General features: G+C 55.5%; 29 protein-coding genes. 11 read left to right on the top strand and 18 right to left on the bottom strand.

Annotation, left to right across the window (positions count from 1 at the left end):
- Window positions 1–27: 27 nt before the first annotated feature.
- The 3 genes from AC222A_RS09355 to pilG are packed head-to-tail and all read right to left on the bottom strand — an operon-like array spanning window position 28 to window position 1,368.
- Complete coding sequence (locus tag AC222A_RS09355; protein ID WP_372749981.1) at window positions 28–570, bottom strand: chemotaxis protein CheW; 543 nt, start codon at window positions 568–570, stop codon at window positions 28–30.
- 11 nt (window positions 571–581) lie between these two features.
- Window positions 582–947: a twitching motility response regulator PilH gene (gene pilH, locus AC222A_RS09350; RefSeq protein WP_372749980.1), complete on the bottom strand. Its 366-nt coding sequence runs from the start codon at window positions 945–947 to the stop codon at window positions 582–584.
- Between the two features lie 34 nt (window positions 948–981).
- Window positions 982–1,368, bottom strand: coding sequence for a twitching motility response regulator PilG (gene pilG, locus AC222A_RS09345; protein WP_372749979.1), 387 nt, complete (start codon window positions 1,366–1,368; stop codon window positions 982–984).
- A 223-nt stretch (window positions 1,369–1,591) separates the two neighbouring features.
- On the opposite strand from pilG, the gene gshB reads away from it, so the two are divergent.
- The 4 genes from gshB to ruvX are packed head-to-tail and all read left to right on the top strand — an operon-like array spanning window position 1,592 to window position 4,438.
- Window positions 1,592–2,548: a glutathione synthase gene (gene gshB / locus AC222A_RS09340; protein ID WP_372759062.1), complete on the top strand. Its 957-nt coding sequence runs from the start codon at window positions 1,592–1,594 to the stop codon at window positions 2,546–2,548.
- 5 nt (window positions 2,549–2,553) lie between these two features.
- Window positions 2,554–3,423: an energy transducer TonB gene (locus AC222A_RS09335; RefSeq protein ID WP_372750024.1), complete on the top strand. Its 870-nt coding sequence runs from the start codon at window positions 2,554–2,556 to the stop codon at window positions 3,421–3,423.
- Window positions 3,424–3,464: 41 nt separating this feature from the next.
- Entirely contained in the window at window positions 3,465–4,025 is a 561-nt protein-coding gene (locus tag AC222A_RS09330) for a YqgE/AlgH family protein (protein ID WP_372750023.1), read from the top strand.
- Window positions 4,022–4,438 (top strand): Holliday junction resolvase RuvX, encoded by a 417-nt coding sequence (ruvX, locus tag AC222A_RS09325; RefSeq protein ID WP_372799131.1) that lies wholly within the window; start codon window positions 4,022–4,024, stop codon window positions 4,436–4,438. The genes AC222A_RS09330 and ruvX overlap by 4 nt, the downstream gene beginning before the upstream one ends.
- A gap of 23 nt (window positions 4,439–4,461) precedes the next feature.
- Here the strand turns inward: ruvX and AC222A_RS09320 are convergent, their stop codons facing one another.
- Complete coding sequence (locus AC222A_RS09320) at window positions 4,462–5,613, bottom strand: PilT/PilU family type 4a pilus ATPase (RefSeq protein ID WP_372750021.1); 1,152 nt, start codon at window positions 5,611–5,613, stop codon at window positions 4,462–4,464.
- 15 nt (window positions 5,614–5,628) lie between these two features.
- Window positions 5,629–6,663 (bottom strand): type IV pilus twitching motility protein PilT, encoded by a 1,035-nt coding sequence (locus AC222A_RS09315; protein WP_372758406.1) that lies wholly within the window; start codon window positions 6,661–6,663, stop codon window positions 5,629–5,631.
- Window positions 6,664–6,736: 73 nt separating this feature from the next.
- Between AC222A_RS09315 and AC222A_RS09310 the strand changes: the two genes are divergently transcribed.
- Window positions 6,737–7,429: a YggS family pyridoxal phosphate-dependent enzyme gene (locus AC222A_RS09310; RefSeq protein WP_372749930.1), complete on the top strand. Its 693-nt coding sequence runs from the start codon at window positions 6,737–6,739 to the stop codon at window positions 7,427–7,429.
- 2 nt (window positions 7,430–7,431) lie between these two features.
- Window positions 7,432–7,896, top strand: a complete 465-nt coding sequence (trmL, locus tag AC222A_RS09305; protein WP_372749931.1) for a tRNA (uridine(34)/cytosine(34)/5-carboxymethylaminomethyluridine(34)-2'-O)-methyltransferase TrmL — start codon at window positions 7,432–7,434, stop codon at window positions 7,894–7,896.
- Here trmL and AC222A_RS09300 read toward each other — a convergent pair.
- Window positions 7,873–8,784 (bottom strand): LysR family transcriptional regulator, encoded by a 912-nt coding sequence (locus AC222A_RS09300; RefSeq protein WP_372749932.1) that lies wholly within the window; start codon window positions 8,782–8,784, stop codon window positions 7,873–7,875. The two genes, trmL and AC222A_RS09300, sit on opposite strands and share 24 nt — an antisense overlap.
- Before the next feature lie 99 nt (window positions 8,785–8,883).
- On the opposite strand from AC222A_RS09300, the gene AC222A_RS09295 reads away from it, so the two are divergent.
- From AC222A_RS09295 to AC222A_RS09285, 3 genes are read left to right on the top strand one after another with little or no spacing between them, the layout of a single operon-like run.
- Window positions 8,884–9,759, top strand: a complete 876-nt coding sequence (locus AC222A_RS09295; RefSeq protein WP_486774888.1) for a pirin family protein — start codon at window positions 8,884–8,886, stop codon at window positions 9,757–9,759.
- Between the two features lie 46 nt (window positions 9,760–9,805).
- Entirely contained in the window at window positions 9,806–10,351 is a 546-nt protein-coding gene (locus AC222A_RS09290; RefSeq protein WP_372748703.1) for an NADPH-dependent FMN reductase, read from the top strand.
- Between the two features lie 49 nt (window positions 10,352–10,400).
- On the top strand, window positions 10,401–10,844 hold the full coding sequence (locus AC222A_RS09285) for a low molecular weight protein-tyrosine-phosphatase (protein ID WP_372748704.1): 444 nt from the start codon (window positions 10,401–10,403) through the stop codon (window positions 10,842–10,844).
- 73 nt (window positions 10,845–10,917) lie between these two features.
- Here AC222A_RS09285 and AC222A_RS09280 read toward each other — a convergent pair whose 3' ends face one another.
- From AC222A_RS09280 to AC222A_RS09235, 10 genes are all read right to left on the bottom strand, one after another.
- Entirely contained in the window at window positions 10,918–12,303 is a 1,386-nt protein-coding gene (locus tag AC222A_RS09280; protein ID WP_486774887.1) for a tetratricopeptide repeat protein, read from the bottom strand.
- The gene (locus AC222A_RS09275; RefSeq protein WP_372748706.1) at window positions 12,300–12,902 is read right to left on the bottom strand and encodes an energy transducer TonB; all 603 of its coding nucleotides are present in this window, start codon (window positions 12,900–12,902) and stop codon (window positions 12,300–12,302) included. The genes AC222A_RS09280 and AC222A_RS09275 overlap by 4 nt, the downstream gene beginning before the upstream one ends.
- Before the next feature lie 6 nt (window positions 12,903–12,908).
- Window positions 12,909–13,316 carry an ExbD/TolR family protein gene (locus tag AC222A_RS09270; RefSeq protein WP_372748707.1) on the bottom strand — a complete coding sequence of 136 codons (408 nt, stop codon included), beginning with the start codon at window positions 13,314–13,316 and terminating at the stop codon, window positions 12,909–12,911.
- An 11-nt stretch (window positions 13,317–13,327) separates the two neighbouring features.
- Window positions 13,328–13,855 (bottom strand): MotA/TolQ/ExbB proton channel family protein, encoded by a 528-nt coding sequence (locus AC222A_RS09265; protein WP_372748708.1) that lies wholly within the window; start codon window positions 13,853–13,855, stop codon window positions 13,328–13,330.
- A gap of 3 nt (window positions 13,856–13,858) precedes the next feature.
- Window positions 13,859–15,247: a MotA/TolQ/ExbB proton channel family protein gene (locus AC222A_RS09260; protein ID WP_372748709.1), complete on the bottom strand. Its 1,389-nt coding sequence runs from the start codon at window positions 15,245–15,247 to the stop codon at window positions 13,859–13,861.
- Window positions 15,247–16,086 carry a DUF3450 domain-containing protein gene (locus tag AC222A_RS09255; protein ID WP_372783873.1) on the bottom strand — a complete coding sequence of 280 codons (840 nt, stop codon included), beginning with the start codon at window positions 16,084–16,086 and terminating at the stop codon, window positions 15,247–15,249. The genes AC222A_RS09260 and AC222A_RS09255 overlap by 1 nt, the downstream gene beginning before the upstream one ends.
- Window positions 16,087–16,507: 421 nt before the next feature.
- On the bottom strand, window positions 16,508–17,005 hold the full coding sequence (locus AC222A_RS09250; protein WP_486774886.1) for a dihydrofolate reductase: 498 nt from the start codon (window positions 17,003–17,005) through the stop codon (window positions 16,508–16,510).
- Window positions 17,002–17,841, bottom strand: coding sequence for a thymidylate synthase (locus AC222A_RS09245; RefSeq protein ID WP_372748713.1), 840 nt, complete (start codon window positions 17,839–17,841; stop codon window positions 17,002–17,004). Before AC222A_RS09245 ends, AC222A_RS09250 begins: the two co-directional genes overlap by 4 nt.
- A 2-nt stretch (window positions 17,842–17,843) precedes the next feature.
- A complete protein-coding gene (gene lgt / locus AC222A_RS09240; protein WP_372809672.1) occupies window positions 17,844–18,650 on the bottom strand; it encodes a prolipoprotein diacylglyceryl transferase in 807 nt (268 codons plus the stop codon).
- Window positions 18,651–18,652: 2 nt separating this feature from the next.
- On the bottom strand, window positions 18,653–19,444 hold the full coding sequence (locus tag AC222A_RS09235; protein WP_372749707.1) for a sulfite exporter TauE/SafE family protein: 792 nt from the start codon (window positions 19,442–19,444) through the stop codon (window positions 18,653–18,655).
- A 110-nt stretch (window positions 19,445–19,554) separates the two neighbouring features.
- On the opposite strand from AC222A_RS09235, the gene AC222A_RS09230 reads away from it, so the two are divergent.
- Window positions 19,555–20,310: an NRDE family protein gene (locus tag AC222A_RS09230; protein WP_372759302.1), complete on the top strand. Its 756-nt coding sequence runs from the start codon at window positions 19,555–19,557 to the stop codon at window positions 20,308–20,310.
- Window positions 20,311–20,322: 12 nt separating this feature from the next.
- Here the strand turns inward: AC222A_RS09230 and ptsP are convergent, their stop codons facing one another.
- Complete coding sequence (gene ptsP / locus AC222A_RS09225; protein WP_372759303.1) at window positions 20,323–22,617, bottom strand: phosphoenolpyruvate--protein phosphotransferase; 2,295 nt, start codon at window positions 22,615–22,617, stop codon at window positions 20,323–20,325.
- A 2-nt stretch (window positions 22,618–22,619) separates the two neighbouring features.
- Complete coding sequence (locus tag AC222A_RS09220) at window positions 22,620–23,129, bottom strand: RNA pyrophosphohydrolase (RefSeq protein WP_372760539.1); 510 nt, start codon at window positions 23,127–23,129, stop codon at window positions 22,620–22,622.
- Between the two features lie 198 nt (window positions 23,130–23,327).
- Between AC222A_RS09220 and AC222A_RS09215 the strand changes: the two genes are divergently transcribed.
- The coding region (locus tag AC222A_RS09215; protein ID WP_486774885.1) for an HAD family hydrolase at window positions 23,328–23,735 on the top strand (408 nt) is incomplete at its 3' end.

Raw genomic sequence — 23,735 nt, 5'->3', positions numbered from 1 at the left:
TCTCTCTAATTCCCCATTGCAGCCCGGTCAGGCTGCGACGTTATAAAATCTGTCGTCCTGAATCAGCTTTTCAGGACTGAACACCGACCAGCGCTCCCCGTCGCGCTGATATGCTCCCTCGATGTAAGGCAGCAACGGTTCCGGCGTTTCTTCAGGTACGCCGGCACTGTACAAATCCACCGGAAAGGTTTCCATTCCGCGGACACTACTTACAATCAGGCCGCTGTAGAGTTCACCCAGCTCCAACACCAGCACGCGATGCTCTTTGCGGTCGCGACCAAGCGTGCCACCGAGAAAGGCCTCCATATCCATCAACGGCAGCAGGCGCCCGCGCACATTGGCGATGCCGCGCACCCAGTCCTGCACCGACGGTAAACGGGTGTGGGCGGGAATTGTCAGAATCTCAGTGACCTGACCCATCGGCGCCACGAGTTGCGCACCACACAGGGTAAACGCGATACCAGTCCATTCAGGAACTATTTCGGTTTGTTGCGGCAGACCTGTTGCAACGGCAACGCTGCGGTTAGCGTAGGTCAGTAATTGCTGAAAGGGATCGGCAGGTAATTCCATTTCACCCCCGGTCAGGCAGTCAGCACCGATTTGATGGTGCTAACCAAGGTGCTGTCGTCAACGGGCTTAGTCAGATAGCCCTTGGCTCCCTGACGTTTGCCCCACAGGCGATCCGTCTCCTGGTCTTTGGTCGTTACAATAATCACCGGGATGCCGCTGGTCGCAGAGTCGCTGGTCAATTGCCGCGTCGCCTGAAACCCATTCATGCCGGGCATGACAATATCCATCAATACCACGTCAGGCAGTTCCGCCCGCGCCATTTCAACACCCTTTTCCCCAGTTTCAGCAGTCAGCACTTCATAGCCGTGCTTGCTCAGCATTTGCGAGATTTTGTAAGTTTCCGTCGGCGAATCGTCGACAATCAAAACGCGAGCCATGCTCAATTCTCCATAATTCGCAAGGTTATTATTGTTATGCCGCAGCCACGTGGGACTGAATAGCCTCAAGTAATTCGTTTTTGCTAAAAGGCTTGGTCAGGTATTGGTCAGATCCAACAATACGCCCCTTCGCCTTATCAAAGAGACCATCCTTGCTTGACAGCATGATGACCGGTGTCTTGTTGAATTCACTATTATTTTTAATCAAGGCACAGGTTTGGTAGCCATCCAGGCGCGGCATCATGATATCAACAAAAATGATGTCGGGCTTTGTGTCGGCAATCTTTGCCAAAGCATCAAAACCGTCGGTCGCGGTTATTACCGCACAACCCACCTTTGTGAGCAAGGTCTCAGCGGTGCGACGAATCGTTTTACTATCGTCGATCACCATGACTTTGAGGTTTTCGAAGTTTACTTCCATATTCTCACCGTAAAACTGCCGGTCGCGTACTCAACACACGTACAGCTTATATTATTGTCCAAGTCAGTTCCCCTGTTTAACACGGATTCAAGGTTTAATCCATAACTGACGCTGGCAGCGAGGAAATTTGCCCGCCGCAGGCACGCACAAACACCGTGTTTTCCCACCTTCGAATCAATAGGTTATGATCGCAGCCTGCAGAGTTAGCGCGAGGCCTAAGTAGATGCCGATTAAACTTGGTGTAGTCATGGATCCCATTGATCGAATCCACTACAAAAAAGACTCCACCCTAGCCATGCTGTGGGCCGCCAGTCGCCGCGACTGGCAACTGCAGTACATGACACCCGAATCGCTGTTTGTCGCGGATGGCAAGGCCTGCGCCACCATGCAGCCCCTGCAGGTGTTCGAAAACCCTGAGCATTATTACTCGCTGGGCGACCCTCAGGATCTGCCACTGGCAGACCTGGACGTGATCCTGATGCGCAAGGACCCCCCGTTCGACAACGAATTCCTCTACGCCACGCACATACTGGAAATCGCCGAGAAACAGGGCGCACTGGTCGTCAACCGTCCCCAAAGCCTGCGTGACTGTAACGAGAAGCTGTTTGCAGCCCAGTTTCCCCAATGCATCCCCCCGCAAGTGGTCACGCGCAGTGCTGCACGTCTGCGAGAGTTCCATCGCACCCACGGCGATATAATCCTGAAACCTTTGGACGGCATGGGCGGCGCATCGATCTTTCGGGTGGGGCCAAGCGATCCCAATCTCGGCGTTATCATTGAAACCCTGACCCGGCACGGCCAGGAAACGGTTATGGCGCAGCGCTTCCTCCCTGAAATACGCGATGGGGATAAACGGGTGCTACTGATTGATGGTGAGCCCGTCGACTACTGCCTGGCGCGCGTTCCCGCCCAAGGCGAAACCCGCGGCAATCTGGCGGCCGGCGGCACCGGACGCGCGCAGCCCATCAGCGACCGCGATCGATGGATCGCCAGTCAGGTAGCGCCGGTGCTGCGCGAAAAGGGCCTGCTGTTTGTCGGCTTGGATATCATTGGCGATTATCTGACCGAAATAAATGTCACCAGCCCCACCTGTATTCGCGAAATAGACCGGGCTTATAATACGGGTATTGCCGACCGACTGATGGACGCCATCGCCACCCGCATAACCGGATCCGACTGATAACAATGAATGCCGTCGCCCAGACAGCCTCACCACAGCCCGACAAACTAGGCTTCTTTTTCTGCCTGGCCGTCGCCCTGCACGCGGCCATTATCCTGGGCGTGGGTTTCACGGAAGAACTGCGCCAGCGCTCAGCCCCGCGACTGGAAATTACACTCGCGAAATTCAAGTCAGACCCCAATCCGAATGCCGATTTTCTGGCCCAGCACGATCAACAGGGCAGCGGCACACTCGAAGAAAAAGCCCTGATCACTACCGATAAACAGCGACCGATGCGCGATACCCTGCATTCGTCGCCGGAAACACTGACCCTCGCCAAACAAAAGCAGGCCGCTGACACCCAGAAGCTGCTCAGCTCCAATGCAACAGCCGAGCGCAAAACCTCCCAGAAAGATAAGGAAAAAGAACAGCTGACGGAGCTGATCGACGGCCCCGCAGACAGCACCCGGTTGAGCCGCGAAATTGCCAGCCTGCAAGCCAAGCTGGATATTCAGCGCCAGGCCTACGCCAACCGCCCCCGCGTTAGGCGCCTCACCTCCATGTCCACGTCCCGATCAATCGACGCGGAATACCTGCATCACTGGCGCACCGAGGTGGAAACAATCGGCAACAACAACTATCCCGACCAGGCCAAACGACTGGGCCTGGAAGGTTCGCTCAGGCTCATGGTGGCACTGCTACCCGATGGCAGTATCGACAAAGTGGAAATCCTGCAGAAATCCGGGCACCCACTGCTCGACAGCGCCGCCATTCGGATTGTTCGCCTCGCCGCCCCCTTCGCCCCCTTCCCCCCCGAGTTGCGACGCGAAGTCGATGTGCTGGAAATCATCCGCACCTGGCGTTTTGAACAGAGCACTCTCACCTCGGAAAGTTGATATTCACTTGTGTTCCCCTTCAGCTGGGCGATAATGAACCCATGCGTGAAAACACCCTCAAAAACCACTTCCTGATCGCCACACCTGCGCTCAACAGCGGTTTTTTCGCGGGCAGCGTGACCTACATCTGCGAGCACGACAAAGACGGCGCCATGGGAATTGTGGTCAACCACCCGCTCGACGTTAGGGTCGACGAGGTACTCGATCAGTTGTCGCTGGCCGATGCCGCGTACCCACACAATGAACCCGTATTCGCCGGTGGCCCACTGCACACCGACCGAGGTTTTGTGTTGCACAGCTCGGCAGCGCAGCGCTGGCAGGAATCAATCGCCATCAGCAGCGATATTCAGCTCACCACCTCGCTCGACATTCTCGGCGATATCGCCACCAACGCCGGCCCACCATACAACCTGATCGCTTTGGGCTACGCCGGCTGGGCCCCCGGGCAACTGGAAGCCGAACTCGAGGAAAACGCGTGGCTGACAGTCCCGGCGGATCACCACCTTCTGTTTGAAGTACCCCACCATAAAAAGCTGGATGCGGCGCTACGCAAAATGGGCGTCGATCTGGCCAAACTTGCACCTTACACCGGCCACGCGTGAAAACGATTCTCGGATTTGATTACGGCACACGCTGGATTGGTGTCGCCGCCGGACAGACACTGACCGGCACCGCGACCGCCCTGCAACCGTTGATGGCAAAAGACGGCGTTCCCCGCTGGGAAGAAATTGAAGGCCTGCTGCAAGAGTGGAAACCACAGCTGGTGATTGTCGGGCTGCCCCTGAACATGGATGGCACAGAATCAGAGCTGAGCCAGCGTGCACGTAAATTCGGCAACCGCATTCACGGCCGTTTTGGTGTCGACATTGGTTTCTGGGACGAACGCTTAAGCAGCTTTGAAGCCAAGGGCGACATCATCGAGCAGCGCCACAGCAAGCAGTTCAAGCAGATGAAGGTAGACAGCCTGAGTGCCAGGCTGATTCTGGAATCGTGGATGCGCAGCCAACCTGAGTAAATCCGACCGCGCCAATGATCACGCTAGCGTTTATAGCCACCCGGCCGCGGCGCATTTGATTCGTCATCCATCAGCGACAGCCGTTTCGACATCTCACCCAATTGGTCCGAATCTGCCCCACCCATCTTGATCATCAACCGCAAATCATTGGGGGAGTCTGCATGTGCCAAGGCATCTTCATAGGTGATCTGCCCGTCGCTGTAGAGCTCGAACAAGGCCTGATCAAAGGTCTGCATGCCCTGCTCTGTGGAGCGTGCCATCAAGCTTTTCAGCTCATGGACTTCGCCTTTACGGATCATATCCGATGCCAACGGCGAATTCAGTAACACCTCAATACAGGCGCGGCGACTCTCGCCATCCGGGGTAGGGATCAGCTGCTGGGCAATCATCGCCTTGAGGTTTAGCGACAAATCCATCCACAACTGACCGTGACGTTCGGCCGGGAAAAAGTTCTGAATGCGATCCAGTGCCTGGTTGGCGTTGTTTGCGTGCAAGGTACACAGGCACAAGTGGCCGGTTTCGGCAAAGGCAATTGCGTGCTCCATGGTCTCGCGGGTACGCACCTCCCCGATGAGAATGACATCCGGCGCTTGCCGCAGCGTATTTTTCAGCGCTACTTCAAAGGATTCGGTATCAATGCCCACTTCGCGCTGGGTCACGATACAGCCATCGTGCTTGTGTATAAACTCAATCGGATCTTCGATGGAGATAATATGACCGCGCGAATTCTTATTGCGGTGACCGATCATCGCCGCCAGCGAGGTTGACTTACCCGTACCGGTTGCCCCAACAAAGATGATCAGGCCGCGCTTGGTCATAGCCAGATCTTTGACAATATCCGGCAGCCCCAATTCATCAATCGTGGGTATCTGCGTTTCAATGCGGCGCAGCACCATGCCGGCAAAATTGCGCTGCTGGAAAGCGCTCACCCGGAAGCGGCCTATGCCGCGAGAGCTGATCGCAAAATTGCATTCGCGCTTTTCAGCAAACTCCCGACGCTGGGCATCATTCATCACGCCCAAAACCACTTCGCGCGACTGATCCGGCGACATGGCCTGAGTTGAAAGGGGCATCATTTTGCCGTTGAGCTTGATCGACGGCGGAACTCCAGCCGTGATAAACAGGTCGGACGCCCCTTTCTCGACCATCAGCTTCAACATTTTTTCAACTATCACTGCGTAACCTCAGGCTCAGAAGTTTTCGGGGAACCGCGCTTTCGCTTTTGCCGCATCACGGCTGATCACTTTGCGTTTAAACAGAGCCTCCAGACACTGGTCCATGGTCTGCATGCCAAGGTCGCCACCGGTCTGAATAGACGAATACATCTGCGCCACCTTGTCTTCCCGAATCAGGTTCCGAATCGCGGGGGTGCCCAACATGATTTCGTGGGCTGCCACCCGACCACCGCCCTGCTTTTTGAGCAGGGTTTGCGAAATAACGGCCTGCAGCGATTCAGACAGCATCGAGCGAACAATCGACTTCTCTTCGGCCGGAAAGACGTCGACAACCCGGTCAATGGTTTTGGCCGCTGAAGTGGTGTGCAAGGTACCAAACACCAAGTGACCGGTTTCGGCCGCGGTCAATGCCAGGCGGATGGTTTCCAGATCCCGCATCTCGCCCACCAGAATAATGTCCGGATCTTCCCGCAGGGCCGAGCGCAGCGCCTCACTGAAGCCGTGGGTGTCACGATGCACTTCACGCTGATTGACCAGACATTTCTTCGACTCGTGTACAAATTCGATGGGGTCTTCAATGGTCAGAATATGCTCAAAGCGGGTGTCGTTGATAAAGTCCATCATCGCCGCAAGGGTTGTGGATTTACCAGAGCCGGTCGGCCCAGTCACCAGCACAATCCCTCGGGCATAGCTTGAGATTTTCTTGAACACATCACCCATGCCCAATTCGTCCATGGTCAACACCTTGGAGGGAATGGTTCTAAAGACCGCGCCAGCGCCACGGTTCTGATTAAAAGCGTTTACCCGAAAACGGGCAACACCGGGCACCTCGAATGAAAAGTCAGTTTCCAGGTATTCCTCAAAGTCGCGACGCTGCTTGTCACTCATGATTTCATAGATCAGGCTATGAACGTCTTTGTGTTCCAAGGGCGGCAGATTGATCCGCCGCACATCGCCATCAACCCGTATCATGGGCGGTAAACCGGCAGAAAGGTGCAAATCAGAGGCATTTTGCTTAGCGCTGAAGGCCAGTAATTCTGTAATATCCATGCTTTTCCTTGTTATTCATCGGCGCTGGAAAACAGCGCGCACGGTTTGAGCGTAGGAGTACGAGCTACCCGACATGATCGACGAAGCTTTGATTAACCGCAATATAGCAGAGCTGCGCCAGCGCATCCGCCTTATTGCACAAGAATGCGGCCGCGACCCCAATGATATTACCGTACTTGCGGTCAGCAAGACCCGCCCGGCGGCAGCTATTCGCGTGGCTGCAAGCGCAGGGCTCACCAATATCGGCGAAAATTATATTCAGGAAGCCGTCGACAAGCAGCTCGAGTTACAGGATCTGCCGCTGCAATGGCACTGCATCGGCCCGCTGCAATCAAACAAGACCCGGCTCGTCGCCGAGCATTTTCACTGGGCCCATACCGTTGACCGACTCAAGATCGCGCAGCGCCTAAACGATCAGCGCCCGAGCACACTGCCAGCACTGAATGTCTGCTTGCAGGTCAATATTGATCGCGAGCCCCAGAAAGCGGGCGTAGCGCCCGACGAACTGAAGAACCTGGCCGAGCAGGTTGCTACCCTGCCCAACTTGATGCTGCGCGGTGTGATGGCCATTCCCGCCGCGCGGGACGATACAGCTGCTCAGCGGCAGACCTTTGCAGCGGTGCGCGCCTGTTTTCAGTCCTTGCAGGGTGAATACCCACAAATGGATACGTTATCCATGGGCATGTCACGGGATTTCCCGGCGGCCATTGCCGAAGGGTCAACCCTGGTGCGAATTGGCACAGATATTTTCGGAGCACGCACCTGATCATGCTGGATATCGTACTCTACCAACCGGAGATCCCACCCAATACCGGCAACATAATCAGGCTGTGCGCAAACACCGGCATGCGCCTGCATCTGATCAAACCACTGGGTTTTGCCCTGGATGACAAGCGACTGCGTCGGGCCGGGCTGGATTATCACGAGTGGGCCGACGTTAAAACCCACACTGACTGGGCGAGCTATCTTGAGCACGAACAGCCAAGGCGAGTATTCGCGTGCTCCACCAAAGGCACCCGCTTTTATAGCGACGCGCAGTTTCAGCCCGGCGATTGCCTAGTCTTTGGTCCGGAAAGCCGCGGCTTGCCCGCAGACTTCCTGGCAGCCCTGCCCAGCCAGCAGATTCTCCGCCTACCGATGAAAACCGATAGCCGCAGCCTGAATCTGTCCAACGCTGTGAGTATTTTTGTTTATGAGGCGTGGCGCCAGTCAGGCTTTAGCGGCGGGCAGTGATCCGGACATCGCCGTCCGAAACCAATCCACAAACCAGCGCAATGCTCGGCCGTTCTGGCCTTTTTTCCAGGCCAGTACCAGCTCGCTCGGAGCATCTGTTTTCAGCATTGGCGGCATCACCAACTCACCCCTGGCCAGCTCCCGCTCTATACAATGACGCGGCAAGTAGCCAACTCCGAGCCCCCGACGTTGCAGCTCAATTTTCTGGGCAATGGACGACACAGCCAGAATCGGCTGCGACGGAAACACACGCCGGGTCATCACGGCGCGGTGCCGGGCGGTGTCGCGCACGACAATAGCGCGAAATGGCGCAATATCGTCGGGTGATAGGGGGCGCGAAGGCTGCGCTAGCGGATGAAATGGCGCCACTGCAAACACAAACTCAACCACCATCAGCGAGCGCACCTCCAGCTCTGCCGGCACATCTGGCAAACGTGGTGCACCCACAACCAGATCAGCCCGCCCCTCCAACACCGCTTCCCAGGCACCGGACAGCACCTCTTCGCTGAGCCGCACTTCGGTGCCTGATTCAAGCCCGGTAAAGGCCGCTAGAGCATCGGCCACCACGTCGAAATCGATCAAAGAATCAATTGCGATGCGCAGCTGGGATTCCCATCCCCGCTCCGCCTGACGCGCGGCCTCTGCCAATCGATCAGCGGCCTCCAACAAGCCTCGCCCCTGCGCCACCAGTAGCCGCGCAGCCGGAGTCATCACCGCGCGGCGCCCTTCTTTATTAAACAGCTGCACACCCAGTTCCTGCTCCAACTTTTGCACGGCATAGGTAACCGCCGATGGCACTTTGTGCAGCTGCTCAGCCGCCGCCGCAAAGCTACCCGCCCGCTCAATCGCGCTGAGCACTTCCAATGCCTCTAGAGTTAACGCTCGCATACTTATTAGTTTGAATTATTTGAACAATTACTCCAAATATCTTCGCTTTTTATTCTCATATCAAGAACTAAAATGGCATTCACACTCAGGAGTATGGTCATGAACACGAAACGAACACTACAAGCTGTCTACCCCGCACAGCCCAGCCGTGACGGTGACGGCGTGCGCATTCAACGCATTGCTCCGGCGGGGCAATTTGGGCTGTTCGACCCTTTCCTGATGCTCGATGAAATTGCCAGCGACCACGCGGCAGATTATATCGGCGGCTTCCCGGAACACCCTCATCGCGGCTTTGAAACTGTAACCCTCATGCTCAAAGGTCGCATGCGCCACCGCGACCACCTCGGCAACGAGGGCATCATCGGGCCCGGAGATGTGCAGTGGATGAGCGCAGCGAGCGGCATACTTCACTCAGAGATGCCCGAACAAGACGAGGGACAGCTGCACGGCTTTCAATTATGGATCAACCTTCCGGCACGGGAAAAAATGGCGCCGCCCCAGTACCGAGAAATTCAGGCTGACGACATACCACTCTGGCAACCCAGCCCAGGTGTCGTCGCCCGTGTTATTGCTGGCCAGATAGGCGGCATACAGGGGCCGGTTCAGGGTGTGGCCACGCAGCCTCTTGTGGTCGATCTAACGCTTGAAGGCAAGGCCAAAGTTGATATTCCCGTCTCATCCACGGCAACCGTGGTGGCCTATGTATTTCGCGGGGAAGCCACATTGCCTGCCAGCCCTGCGAGCTCGGGCACCGCAGTGGTCTCCGCGCAACATCTGGCGCGGATGCACCCAGGAGAAACATTCAGCGTAAGCAATTCCCGCAGCCACACCACACAGTTGCTGGTATTGGCCGCCGAACCGCTAAACGAGCCAATAGCCCACTACGGCCCCTTTGTAATGAATACGCGCGATCAAATCGAGCAGGCGCTGAACGATTTCCGCAACGGCACATTCACCGAAACCACGACTCGGTGATTCTCTACGACCTAAAACGAAACTATCCCATTTCAGGAGTTCAACAATGAATATTCTCGGCATCAACGGCAGCCTGCGGCGACAATCACTCAACCTGAGTTTGTTGAAAGCTGCTGGCGACCACCTCGATCAGGACACCGTGTTTGACATTGTGAGCCTGGCCGACCTGCCTTTTTACAACGAGGACCTCGACGGCGACAACAAACCCCAGCCCGTTGTAACCTTCAAGCAGCGCATCGAGGACGCAGACGCCCTGCTGTTTGCCACACCCGAATTTAATCACAGCGTGCCAGGCGTGCTACAAAATGCGATCGATTGGGCTTCACGCCCGGCATTCAACTCACCGCTGACACACAAGCCTACTGCAATACTCAGCGCGTCCATGAGCCCAATCGGTGGCGCCCGGGCGCAGGCTCAGCTGCGTACCGTACTCCATGGCACACTGTCGCCGGTATACCCGAGCATCGAGTTTTTACTGGGCTCAGCTCATCAGGCCTTTGACGACAGCGGTCAGCTCATCGATGAAACAGCACAAGCGCGATTACAACGCTATATCACGGGTTTTCAGGAGTGGCTGGCGCGGCAAGCTTGAGCGACGCTACAACGCCCCGTAGAATCCCCTCTTCATTGAGGGGAAAGCCGTGTTCAATAACATACTCTTCGTCTGCACAGGCAATATCTGCCGCAGCCCAGCCGCCGAATACCTGCTTAAGCATCAGCTCAACCAAGCAGGAAGAGTCGGCATTACTGTGAGCTCGGCAGGTCTCGGCGCGCTTGTCGACCACCCCGTCGAAGACAATGTCGCGGCGCTACTCAGCGCAGACGGCATCGACCCCAGCGCACACCGGGCGCGTAAAATAAGCAGTTCCATGACTAACTCTGCCGATTTGATACTTACCATGGAAAGCCATCAACTGGATGAGCTCCATCGGCGCTATCCGGAGAGCCGAGGGAAATGCTTTCTGTTGGGAAAATGGCAGAACGACCTGCCGGTACCTGACCCCTACAAACGCTCGTCCGAAGCCCATGAGATAGCTTACAAACGGGTAAAAGACGGGGTTTCTGCCTGGGCGAAAAAACTCTAACGTTTTACAGATAGCGAAAATAAAAAACCCGGCATACGCCGGGTTTTTAGTGTGTACTGCCTAGTGACGGTTGTTACACGTCCTGGGCCAGCGCCTTTTCACGCGCCAACTCACGCTCCATGAACTCCAGCCATTGCTCGGCATATTTCTGCGAACGCTCATTTTTCTTCGCTTCGCGGAAAGCCTTGCGGGCCGCGTCATAGTTCTTCAGGTTGAACTCCGCCATACCCAGCACCAACTGTGCACTATCCGGGCGTTTTACGCCGCCTTTCTGCAAGCCGTTGCGAACCGCTTCAGCAGCCTTCTCAAACTCGTCGTTATCCAGATAGATATTACCGAGTCGAGTCCAAAGCTCGCCTTTGTCCGATTTGGCTGCGGCAGCACGCATCTCAGGAATCGCTTTTTTGATTTCCTGCGCCTGACGCCAAGAGTTAGCCAGCAACTCCAGATTCTTCGAGGTCGGGTCGATCTGCTTCGCCTTGATACCCTTGTCGATCACTTTGGCCGCCTTGTAAGGCACCTCGATCGACAGGAACAGGTAAGCCATATTGATCAGCTCTTTTTCCTTTTCCAGCAGGTTCTGCACGTAGGCGGTTTCCATGGCCGAGACCATGTCTTTCTCGCGCTTAAGCTCGCCGTACATTGCCGCCAGCTGCTGCCAGTAGGCTTTTTTCTGGTAGTACTTCAGCGTTTCTTCCAGAATATCGACAACTTTTCTGATGTCGTTTTTCTCGAAGTACAGGTATCGCTGCAAGCCCCACCACTGCTCTTTGGGTATCTTGCCTTTCGATTTGTAATCGTTGATCGCAATTTCGACGTGTTCCAACGATTTACGTTGATTGCCCAACTGGTAATAACCCTGACTCAGCAAGGCGTGTGCGTTTGCACCCACGGGCTCACCAAGCTCTTCTTTAAGCTTGAACCAGTTGAGCAGGGTATCCACCCCTTTCTTCCAGTCTTCTTTTACGAAGTAGAGCTGCGCAATGGTGAACTTCGTGTTCACTTCCATCGCGTAGGGAATGTCTGGTTGCTTAATAACTTCTTCGTAAGCACCCAAAGCCCGGTTATAGTCTTCTTGGGTAAAGTAGATAAAGGCGTATAGATTAAACAGGTTGGCCAGCTCATAGCTGTTCAACGCGCCGCGGCCTTCCTTGTCACGCAATTCGTTCAACTTGCCTAGCGCTTCGTTGTACTTCTTCTCTTCCGCCAACAATTGCGCTTCATTGAGCTTTTCAAACACTTTGGCACGGATCGCCGGCGTTCGCCGGGTTGCCTGCTTCTTCTTGTCCTGCGCCTGAACTTTGCCCAGTGCGGTTTCACCCAGCACCGGCTCAACCGTGGTCGTGACCAGGGGCACCGCAAAATTGACGGCAACCCCCAGCGCGGCCGCTGTCAGCCAGCGACCGACTGACTGAACACGGCTACACGGTTTGCTCTGTATCATGTTGTCAGTCTTCATTTATCCAACTCGTAGGTAAAGCGGTTTTGGATACCGGGAACTTCGATCGGATCCCCGTCCACAACCCGCGGCTTGTATTTGAACTTCTCCGCAGCTTTCACAGACGCACGTTCAAAATAGCCCGGCGGTGAACAGTCAACCGGTGTAATGTCGCGTGTGGTACCTGATTTGGTCACCGTATACTCAACCGTACAGTAGCCTTCCACACCGCGACTCTGTGCACGACGAGGATAGATCGGGGCCACTTTAACGATAGGCAGATACTCACCATCTGATGCCGACAGACCGCCCTGCGCGTTGGTCAGGGAGAGCTGCTGTGTTGGCGCCATATTGACCACCTCCACATCAGGGTTGATATCTTCCATCTCCGGTTGTTCCATATCCGGCGGCGGCTGTTCAGGCTCCGGCGGCTTATCCGGCTTGCGATCGATATTGGTTTCAATATCGCGATCCGGCATATCTATGTCGGCGATGCGGGTGGCTGGCTTGTCGTCCAGGCTCTTGTCGGCTGTTTCGATCAGTGTCGGCATCAGCACAAACAGAGCAGCGGTTACGACAAAGCCAAGCGCAGCGCCTATGAGTAGTCTGAGTCTATTCATAAGCCTTTAGTCATCTTCAGTGGCCAGTGATACGTCGTAAACACCCGCTGCCCGCGCCGCGTCGATAACCGCGGTGACGGTTTCGGTGTTGGAGGCCTTGTCAGCCTGAACAACGACCGCGCCCTTCGGGTTTTCCGCATGCATACGTTCGATCACCGAACGCACGGAGCGCTTGTCCACGCGCCGCTTGTCTATCCAGATCTCGTTCGTGGCATTTACTGCCACCAGGATATTGACGTTTTCTTTCTTGGTGGCTGTCGATGCTTCCGGCCGATTCACCTCAATGCCCGCTTCCTTAATAAAGGAGGCAGTTACAATGAAGAAAATCAGCATGATAAAGACCACGTCAAGCATCGGCGTCAGGTCAATTTCGGAAGCGTTTTCTTCAGCTCCAGCTCTTCTCATTCTGCGCATGTTGGAATCTCTTAATGATCTGTGGTCAGGTGGTCTTTCAGTAGTTCACTTTCGCGCTCGGCGATTCGGGTGATATAGGTATTACCGAATACCCCTGAAAGCGCGGCAACCATTCCGGCCATTGTCGGAATCGTAGCTTTGGAAACACCACCAGCCATGGACTTGGCATCCCCACCACCGGTTACAGCCATGATGTTGAACACTTCGATCATACCGGTCACCGTTCCCAGCAGACCCAGCAGTGGACACAAGGCCACCAGAGTCTGAATCAGGGGCAAGTAGTCCTTGATCTTCAGGTTAACCCGGGAAATCAGCAGTTCGCGTATGGCGTGGGCATTCCACGACTTACGCTCGCTGCGAGACTCCCAAACCTGCATAACCTGATCAACATCCTGTTTGAGACCGAACCGGAAGTACCAGAAACGCTCAAAGAGCAAGGTCCACATCAGGAAGGTCACGGCGGCGATCAACCAAAGTACATCGCCGCCGGCATCCATGAAGCGCCGAATGATGTCTGCCCATTCGTACAGCTGATACATGGATTAGGCCCCCTGTTTAGCCTCAGTGTGCTGAGCGACAAGGCCTGTGCTCTGCTCTTCCAGAATGTGGATGATCTTCTTGGAACGACCGCTCACGATTGTGTGCAGCAGTACCGTTGGGATCGCCACGCACAGACCCAGTACCGTTGTTACCAGTGCACCGGAGATACCACCAGCCATGGCTTTCGGATCACCTGCACCGAAGATAGTAATTGCCTGGAAGGTAATGATCATACCGGTAACCGTACCCAGCAGACCCAGCAGCGGCGCAACCGCAGCGATGATCTTGAGCAGGTTGAGTGATTTCTCGAGGTTCGGCAGCTCTTTCAGAACGGCTTCAGACAACTTGAGCTCGAGGGTCTCGGAATCCATTGTCGGATTGTCCTCGTGTACTTTCAGCACACGACCCAGCGGGTTGTTGTCGTTGGCAGAACCAGACTTAAGCTGAGAGTTCACTTTCGCTCCAACCATGGTCAGAACCAGCAGACGCCAGATCGCGATAATGAAGGCAATCACACCCACTGCGGTAATGATCTTACCCACAACGCCACCTTGCTCCCAGCGCTCGAGCAGCGTCGGGCTGTCGATCAGGGCCGCCAGGAAAGTACCGCCAGTAGGACCGGTCGGGTCGATACCGAAAGCGTGGTAGCCCTCGCTTGCGTTAGCCAGCTCTTCAGCCCAGCCCAGGTAAGGACCGCTTGGCTGACGAGGCAGAATTTGCAGGCTGCCACTTTCCGGCTCGTACTTCAGGTACTTGCCTTCGCCGTTCACGATGTTGAATGTGCCGACGCGAGTTACCTTCTGCTTGGTGGTTTCACCAGAGGCGCTGGTAACGTCAGTTTCGAAACGCACCACACGGCCTGCTTCGGTCATTTCAACCATCAGGGCGTGCCACATCTTCTCGATCTCAGCGATGCTGGGCAGCTGTTCAGCACCCGCCATCTTGTCGATCAAACCGTTTACAAATGCTTCACGACCAGGAAATTGCACGCTGACCAGCGAGCTCTGATAGTTAGAACGCAGATCGCCCGCTGTAGAGGTCAAGTGACCAAACAGCTCTGTCAGGGTACCCAGACGCTCTTTCAGCTGACGCTGCTTATCAGTCAGCACCAGTTCCAGCTCTTCGAATTTACCTTCAAGAGCCGCAGAACGCGCTTCCTCTTTTTTAAGCATATTGCGGGCTTCGTCCAGCAGTTCTTGCTGTTGGTAACGAGCCGCTTTGAAACGCTCTTCGCGGGCGCGATTTTCTTTGGCTTCCTTGACGCGACCCTGCTCCACGTGGCGCAGCAGCTCATCAAGGGATTTCGCTTCCTGGGCAACTACAGGCGCGGAAACGATTGCCAGCGCACTGCCCAGAGCGATCAATGCAGATTTCAACATTGTCTTTTTCATTACTGAACATCCTCCGGAGCAGGAATCGGCAGTTTCATAATATCGATAGACGCTTGCTTACGAGCAATACGCAAACCTTTCAGGATGGCGCTCTTGTACTCGTTGCCCAGCGGCTCAAACTGGCGCTTCTCGTTGTTCCACATACCGGATTTGTCGGTGTCAGTGGTTTGGTAAAGCAGGGCGATACGGCCAATGCGCAGGAAGTTCACATCACGCTCAACACCGTCAACCTCAGCTTTACCGGCGTAGGTATCGATCTTGCGACCGTATTCGGTTTCGATCTTGTACGCTTCCAGTACCTGGCGGAATTTCTCCGCGATAGATACATCGGAGCGATCCAGGTTATTACGCAGGAATTCAATACGCTGTTCACGCTCTTCCCTGTGGAAAGGCACGTCCAGTCGCACAAACTCTTCCAGGCCATCGATCATCTTGATGATGGTAGGCATCATCTGGCGCTGAATAATCGTCGCCTCATCGATAGACTTCTCAAGCTCTTTAATTCGGCGAATCTGGTTGGTGATCTGTTTCTCAAGGCGCGCGTTGTACACCTTCAGACCATCTACCTGCTTCATCACGGTCTTGTAGTCTTGAAGCAGATCGCTGGTTTGCGATGCCAGCTTGTCGATGCGAACCTGAGACTCGCGGGCCGCACTGTTCTTCTTGTGGCCAACGGCAAGCACTTCCTTAACCGTTGTTTTTGGCTCCGGTGGAGCCGCCGCTGCTGCGTCCTCGCCTGCTTCTTCATCAGACGATGCAGCATGAAGTTGTGCACCTGTCAGAGCCAGCATAGATAGCGACACTGCAAGCGCGACTGATTTCAATCGATGCATATTCATGGGGATTGCTTTTCCTATTAGGGACATGTGTGTAAAGCAGACCGTTTTATTCTTTAAAGAGCTGCAAGTTACAAACCTGTAATTGGTCACAGCGACCCACATTTTAATCACGAGCATTCTTAAGAATCAACGACCGACTGCTTGGGACTGTGACGGCAAAAATCGAGCCCACAAACGTGTACTGTGGTTACGAACTCTCCATCTTTCGGTAACACTTTATTAAATCGAGGTAACAATCTGGTTAAATTTCAGGCTAAAAGGCATAGTGGAGATCACTTATTGACCAACTCACAACCCCAACTGCCACAAAAAATTAACAAAGCCACGTAAAAATAGTGAAAAATTGTTAGTAGGTGGCGACAAGTTCCAGCCGGGTAACACCTTTTTCGACCGAAAAAACCGCTGTTTTCCGAAAGCGTCGTTACGCACCGCGCTCGTAAACAACAAACGAAAAGCGCCAGTCACCTTCCATACCAGGCTGCTCTGACACCTTCACCCAACCTTCATCCAGCGCCGGAAAATAGGCGTCGCCCTCGATTTCGGCCTGCACCTGCGTGAGATAGAGCCGCTGCGCATGAGGCAACAGCGACCGATAGAGCTGCTCGCCGCCAATCACCATAACTTCTGCCACACCATCGGCCTCGGCCACCTCGGTTGCCAGCTGCAGAGCCTGCTCGGTGCTGCGCGCTATGCGCACACCGTCAGCGCGCCAATCGGACTGACGGGTCACCACAATATTGGTGCGCCCCGGTAATGGGCGGCCAATGGAATCAAAGGTTTTGCGCCCCATCACCACCGGCTTACCCAGAGTAGTCGCCTTAAAGTGCTTCAGGTCTGCAGAAATATGCCAAGGTAATGCATTGTCGCGACCAATCACCCGGTTGCGCGACATGGCCGCAATCATCGCCAAGCAAGTCATATGGCGATTGGCGCCTTGATCGCCGGCTGTGGATCATAGTTATCAAAAACAAAATCTTCGAAGGTGTAGTCAAAGATCGACGCCGGCTTGCGCGCAAAGCGCAACGTTGGCAGCGCACCCGGGCGCCGCTTTAGTTGCTCATACACAATATCGTCAGTGAGATGATTCAGGTATAGATGACAGTCGCCAAACGTGTGCACAAACTCCCCCACCTCCAGATCACATTGCTGGGCCACCATATGGGTCAGCATCGCATAACTGGCGATATTAAAGGGCACCCCCAGAAACAGGTCAGCACTACGCTGATACAGCTGACAGGAGAGCCGGCCTTCGGCCACGTAAAACTGAAACAGCGTGTGACAGGGAGGCAGCGCCGCCTTGCCATTGCGCACGTTCTCATGCGGGCTCACCGATTCATCTGGCAGGTCTGCGGGGTTCCAGCCGCTAACTATCAGACGGCGCGAGTCCGGCTTGGTCTTGATCATGCGGATCAGCTCGCTGATCTGATCCACCGTTGAACCATCGGGACAAGCCCAGCTGCGCCACTGCTTGCCATAGATGGGGCCAAGGTCGCCATCTTCCAGCGCCCACTCGTCCCAGATGCTGACACCGCGCTCCTTGAGCCAGCTGTTGTCACAGCTGCCATTGAGAAACCAGATCAGCTCATAGATCACGCTGCGCAAGTGCACTTTTTTGGTGGTCAGCAGCGGGAAACCCTGCTGCAGATCAAAACGTAACTGCCGCCCAAAAACGGAGCGCGTGCCCACACCGGTACGATCCGACTTGTCGACCCCGTTATCAATGACATCCTGCATCAGGTCAAGATACTGCTTCATGATTAGCCTTTATTACCCTGAGTAAAATTTTGCCTGCGGTAGCTCCACACCAAAATACCAATCCCCACCAGAATCATCGGCAGAGACAGCAGTTGGCCGCGGGTTAGCCAGCCAAAGGCGACAAAGCCAATATGCGCATCGGGCTCGCGCACAAACTCCACAAGGAAACGGAAAATGCCGTAGAACAAAACAAACACCGCGCCAACCGACCAGGCCGGGCGAGGCTTGCGCGAAAACCAGAACACGATGGCGAATAATACCAGCCCCTCAAGCGCAAATTGATAGAGCTGCGACGGATGGCGTGGCAATTGCGACGGATCGCGCGGAAACACCATGGCCCAAGGCACATCGCTTGCCCGCCCCCACAGCTCCTGGCCAATAAAATTCCCGAGCCGACCCAGGCCGAGCCCGATGGGCACCAGCGGCGCAACAAAATCCAGCAGCTCACCAAAGCGCAAGCCCTGCGACCGGGCATACCACCACTGCGCCAGGATCACGCCCAACATGCCACCGTGAAAGGACATACCGCCCTCATTGACCTTGAACAGCCACAACGGCTCCGCCAGAAAGCGGTCGAAGCCATAAAACAACACATAACCAACCCGGCCGCCCAGCACCACGCCCAGCGCCCCATAAAAAATAATATCATCCACCTGCTCAGGCGAAACCGGCCGCCAAGCCTGACGACTGCGAGTTCGCGCCAACCACCAAGCCGCGCCGAAGGCCGCCAGATACATCAAACCGTACCAGTGAATCGCCACTGGCCCCAACTGAACGGCGACCGGGTCAAATGCCGGATGCTGCAACATAACTAAAAATTCCTGTATATAAACTGCACGCCAACAACGGCGAGAAAGAGGGCAAACACTCGCTTCAAGTGAGCTTCCGGCAAACGCTGGGCAAGCTTTGCACCAAAGCGCGCAAACAGGGTGCTGGTTAGTACAACCCCTAAAAACGCCGGCCAGTATACAAACCCGCTGCTGTAGGCAGGCAAATCCTCGCGCCCCCAGCCAGCCCAAATATTCGTGGCAAAGCCGACAATGGCGATGGGCAGACCGCAGGCGGCAGAAACACCGACCGCTTTCTGCATAACCACATTCGACCAACTGAGAAACGGCACGGTAAGCGAACCGCCGCCAATACCAAACAGGGCTGAAACATAGCCTATCACGCCCCCCGCAGCCGTTAGGCCAACCCGGCCCGGCACCACGCGGGAAGGTTTAGGCTTCAGCCCCAACCCCATCTGGGCGGCGATCAGCAGGGCAAAACAGCCAAACAGACCCTGCAATAACTGCCCCGCCATGCCCGCCGCCGTGTGTACACCCAGAACCACACCCACCGCGATGGCCGGCGCCAATTTCCAGAACAAACGCCAATCGACATTGCCGTACTCGTGATGGGCACGCACCGAACTGACCGATGTAAACACAATGGTAGCGAGCGAGGTCCCCACCGCCAACTGGGTGAGTGTTGTCGCGGGAAAATCCATAAAGCTGAACGCAAACACCAGTGCCGGGACAATGATCAGGCCACCACCGACACCAAACAGACCAGCCGTAAGGCCGGCCACCGCACCCAGCAGCAGGTAGCCAACTAACAGCACAAGTGGGCGCTATCCTCTCGCCGCACGGGGAATTTTTCGTTTTTCATTTAATCACAAGCCTAGAAAACCTTGGTATTATGGCGCCCACATGCTCAATGTAAACCACAGCCATGTGCCTGATTGTAGTGGCCTGGAAGGCCCACCCCAAGTACCCGCTCATTGTGGCGGCGAACCGCGACGAATACTACCAGCGCCCCAGTATCGCCGCACATTACTGGAAGGAATCCCCCGAGGTATTGGGCGGCCGAGACCTGGAAAAGGGCGGCACCTGGCTAGGGGTAAACCAGCGCGGAGACTTTGCCGCCGTCACCAACTTTCGCGGCGGCGAACTGCCCCCGCAAGGGCGTTCCCGAGGTGAGCTGGTTGCCCGCTATTTGCTGAGCAAGCAATCCACCACAGAATTTATGGGTGGCGTGGACCGCGAGCGCAGCCAATACAATCCTTTCAACCTGCTGATCTGCGATGGCAACGCCTTGGTGTACACCAGCGACATCCACGATAGCTTTCAGGAACTGCCCCCCGGCATTCACGCTATCGGCAACCAGCGCCTGGAAAGCGACGAACGCAAAACCAGCATAGCCCGTGTGGAAATGGCAAAGCGACTGAAAAAGGGGCCCAGCGAGGAGCAGCTGTTTGCCATGCTTGCCGACCCGAAACCCACCTCGGATTCATCCGACCCACTGGAAAACGCCCTGTCGGCGTTTTTCATTCGCGCCATCGAGCGCAACTACGGCACTCGAGCATCCACATTGTTTCTGCGCGACAACCTAGGTAACGGTTTATTTTGCGAACAGCAATTCGATGCCAACGGACCACTCGGTGAACCCAAGCGCTTTACCTTGCAGGCAGCGGCAATGCCAGTTTGACGCACCCCGCAGTTATTGCCGCGGGGGCCGCAACTCCTCACCCAGGTTCGGCTGCAACATCTTGCCAACCCCGGCCGCTGCCATCGCGTTGCGGACCAATTCCCGCACTTCTACCGCCGACTCCATTTTCAATGCGCGCTCAAGCAGATTTTCGGCAGCTTCAACACTGTGACTGCGTATCACGGATTTAACTTTCAGCAGGCTGTTGGCGTTCATCGACAACATGTCGTAACCCATCGCAATAAGCAAAATGGCCGCGCCCGGATCACCAGCCAGTTCACCACAGATACCCACCGGCTTGCCTTCTGCATCTGCCGCCAAGGCAACATCGCGCAGCGCTCGCAACACCGCCGGATGCATGGAGTGATATAGATCCGCCACCCGCGAGTTGTTGCGGTCCACCGCCAGCAGGTACTGCGTTAAATCATTGGACCCCACCGAGAGAAAATCTACGCGTCGCGCCAACTCCCGCGCCTGATAAACAGCGGAAGGCACTTCCACCATGACACCAATAGGCGGTAACTTGGCCTCGACCCCTTCATCCACCAGCTCATCATGCGCCCGGTAAATCAGCTCCAGCGCCTCTTCCAGTTCCGGCACATTACTGATCATCGGCAGCATGATACGCAGATTGTCCATGCCGACACTGGCCTTTAGCATCGCCCGCACCTGCACCAGAAAAATCTCCGGGTGATCTAGCGTAACCCGGATACCGCGCCAACCCAGAAACGGGTTTTCCTCCTCAATGGGGAAATACGGCAGGGATTTATCGCCACCGATATCCAGCGTGCGCATCGTCACCGGGAGAGGCGAGAAAGCCTGCAGCTGCTCGCGATAGATAACCCGCTGCTCTTCCTCACTGGGAAATCGCTCTCGCAGCAGGAAGGGGATCTCGGTACGGTATAGGCCCACACCTTCCGCCCCGTGATCAATCGATTTGGCCACATCCACCATCAAACCGGTATTTACCCACAGCGGTACACGATGGCCATCGAGGGTTTCACTGGGCACATCACGCAGTGCTTCCAGCCCCTTGGTCAGCTGTTGCTGCTCTTCGTAAATGGCTTCGAACCGCGCGTACAATTCCGGCGCCGGATTGTAATGAACAATACCGTTGTAACCGTCCACTACCAGCTTGGCGCCTTCCACCTGTGTAAACGGCAGATCTACCGCCCCCATAATGGTGGGAACACCCATCGCCCGCGCCAGAATAGCCGCATGGGAATTACTGGAACCACGCACGCTAACCAATCCCGCCAGCTTTTCACGCGGCACTTCCGCCAGCAGCGACGCGGTGAGCTCTTCACCCACCAAAATTGTGCGGTCCGGGTACTCAATGTCTCGCGTGTTGGCAGTTTGCAGGTAGGCAAGTACTCGCCTACCTAAATCCTTAACATCGGTAGCCCGCTCTTTCAGGTACGCATCTTCCATGCTTTCAAAGGTGCGAACATGGGAAATAACCACCTGCGCCAGAGCGCCCTGAGCCCACTCTCCTTCCCGGATTTTATCTTCAATCTCGATACCCAGCGCGCGGTCATCCAGCATGCTCAGGTAAACATCAAACAGCGCCTGCTCTTCCTTGGCCAGCCTATCCTGCAAGCGGTTTTTGATGTCAGTGATATCTTCGCGAACTGCCTGCAGACACTGAAAGAAGAATGCGACTTCACCTTCTACATCATCGCAGGGGCGGCTCGGCACCGAGTACAGGTCAGCCTCGGGAATAACCAGCACCGCAATCCCCATGGCAATGCCAGGCGCACCGGGAATACCCTTGAACTCAGCACTGCGCGAGGGGTCACGTCGCCGATTTTTGCCACCGATAGCACCGGTAGCCTTGGCATGGGCAATAACGCCTGCCAACTGGGCCGACATCGTGACCAGAAACGCTTCTTCGTCTTCGTCAAAGCGGCGACTGTCTTTTTGCTGCACAACCAGCACGCCCAGCAGGCGACGCTGGTGAATAATCGGCACGCCGAGGAAGGAGTGATAAAGCTCCTCGCCGATACCTTCAAGATAGAAATAGCTGGGGTGTTCTTCGGCTTTATCCAGATTCAGGGGTTCTTCGCGACGGGCAACCACACCCACCAGGCCTTCATCTTCTCCAAGGCTGGCAACACCCACCAGCTCCGGGTTAAAGCCCTGGTTAGCCATCATGACCAGTCGTTTTGAATCGGGGCTTCTCAGGTAAACGGTACAGACTTCCACACCCATGACCTGGGCAATACGCTGTACCATGATATCGAGCGCCGACTCCAGGTCATCGGCTGAGTTGACCGCCTGAACTATGCGGCGCAGGGCATCCAGCATCATCAGCCGGCCCTCCGTTCGCCGTCACTAACCAACCGACTGTGACGGGGACACAACTCCTTGAGTGCGCGACGATACACATCGCGTTTAAACGCCACCACCTGATTTACCGGATACCAGTAACTTACCCAGTCCCAGGCATCAAATTCAGGCTTGGTAGGATCGCGCGTCAGATTCACGCAGCTTTCGTCGCCGAGAAATTCCAGCAAAAACCACTTCTGCTTTTGGCCGATACACACCGGCCCTTTATGGTTGCGTCGCACCAAACGCTGCGGCAGGCGATAGCGCAACCAACCTCGCGTTGCACCCAGCACGCGCACATGCTCGGGCTTGAGGCCAATTTCTTCTTCCAATTCACGAAACAGGGCCTGCTCAGGACTCTCGCCCTGCTGAATGCCACCTTGCGGAAATTGCCAGGCATCCTGACCTGCTCGACGCGCCCAAAGTACGCGGCCCTGGCCGTCTGCCAGTACCATGCCTACATTAGGTCTGAAGCCTTCCGCGTCGATCACTCTGAACTCGCCTATTTCACATTATCCGCAACGTAATACCTTGTCAGTACAGCAATTTATCAGCCACACTAAAAATTCATTGTTCCACAAATCCCCGCCGCTGGGAATCGCCAGCCGCAACTCCCTCAAAGTCCGTGAAAATTCACGGGCAGGCCGGTATCCTAACGCCCTCTTTCGCAACCAGAGACAACAAGCAACGTGGCACTGGCAATTTTTGACCTCGACAACACCCTGCTCGGTGGCGACAGCGACCACGCCTGGGGCGAATTTCTGGTAGATCGGAATCTGGTTGATGGCGAAGCATTCCGCGAGGCCAACGACCGCTTTTATGAGCAGTACAAAGACGGCGGTCTGGATATACACGCCTATCTGCGCTTTGCGCTGGAACCCCTGACCCGATTCAGCCGCGCCGAACTGGACGAGTTACACCGGGATTTCATGGCCAACTATATCGAGCCCATGAAATTACCAAAGGCCAGTGCGCTGATCGAAAAACACAAAGCCGCCGGCGATCACTGCATGATCATGACCGCCACCAACACCTTTATTACCCGCCCCATCGCCGAAAGTCTTGGGATACCCGACATCATCGGGTCAGAACCTGAG

This window comes from Litorivivens sp. (genome assembly GCF_057445395.1).
This window is presented reverse-complemented; position numbering and strand designations above follow the sequence as displayed.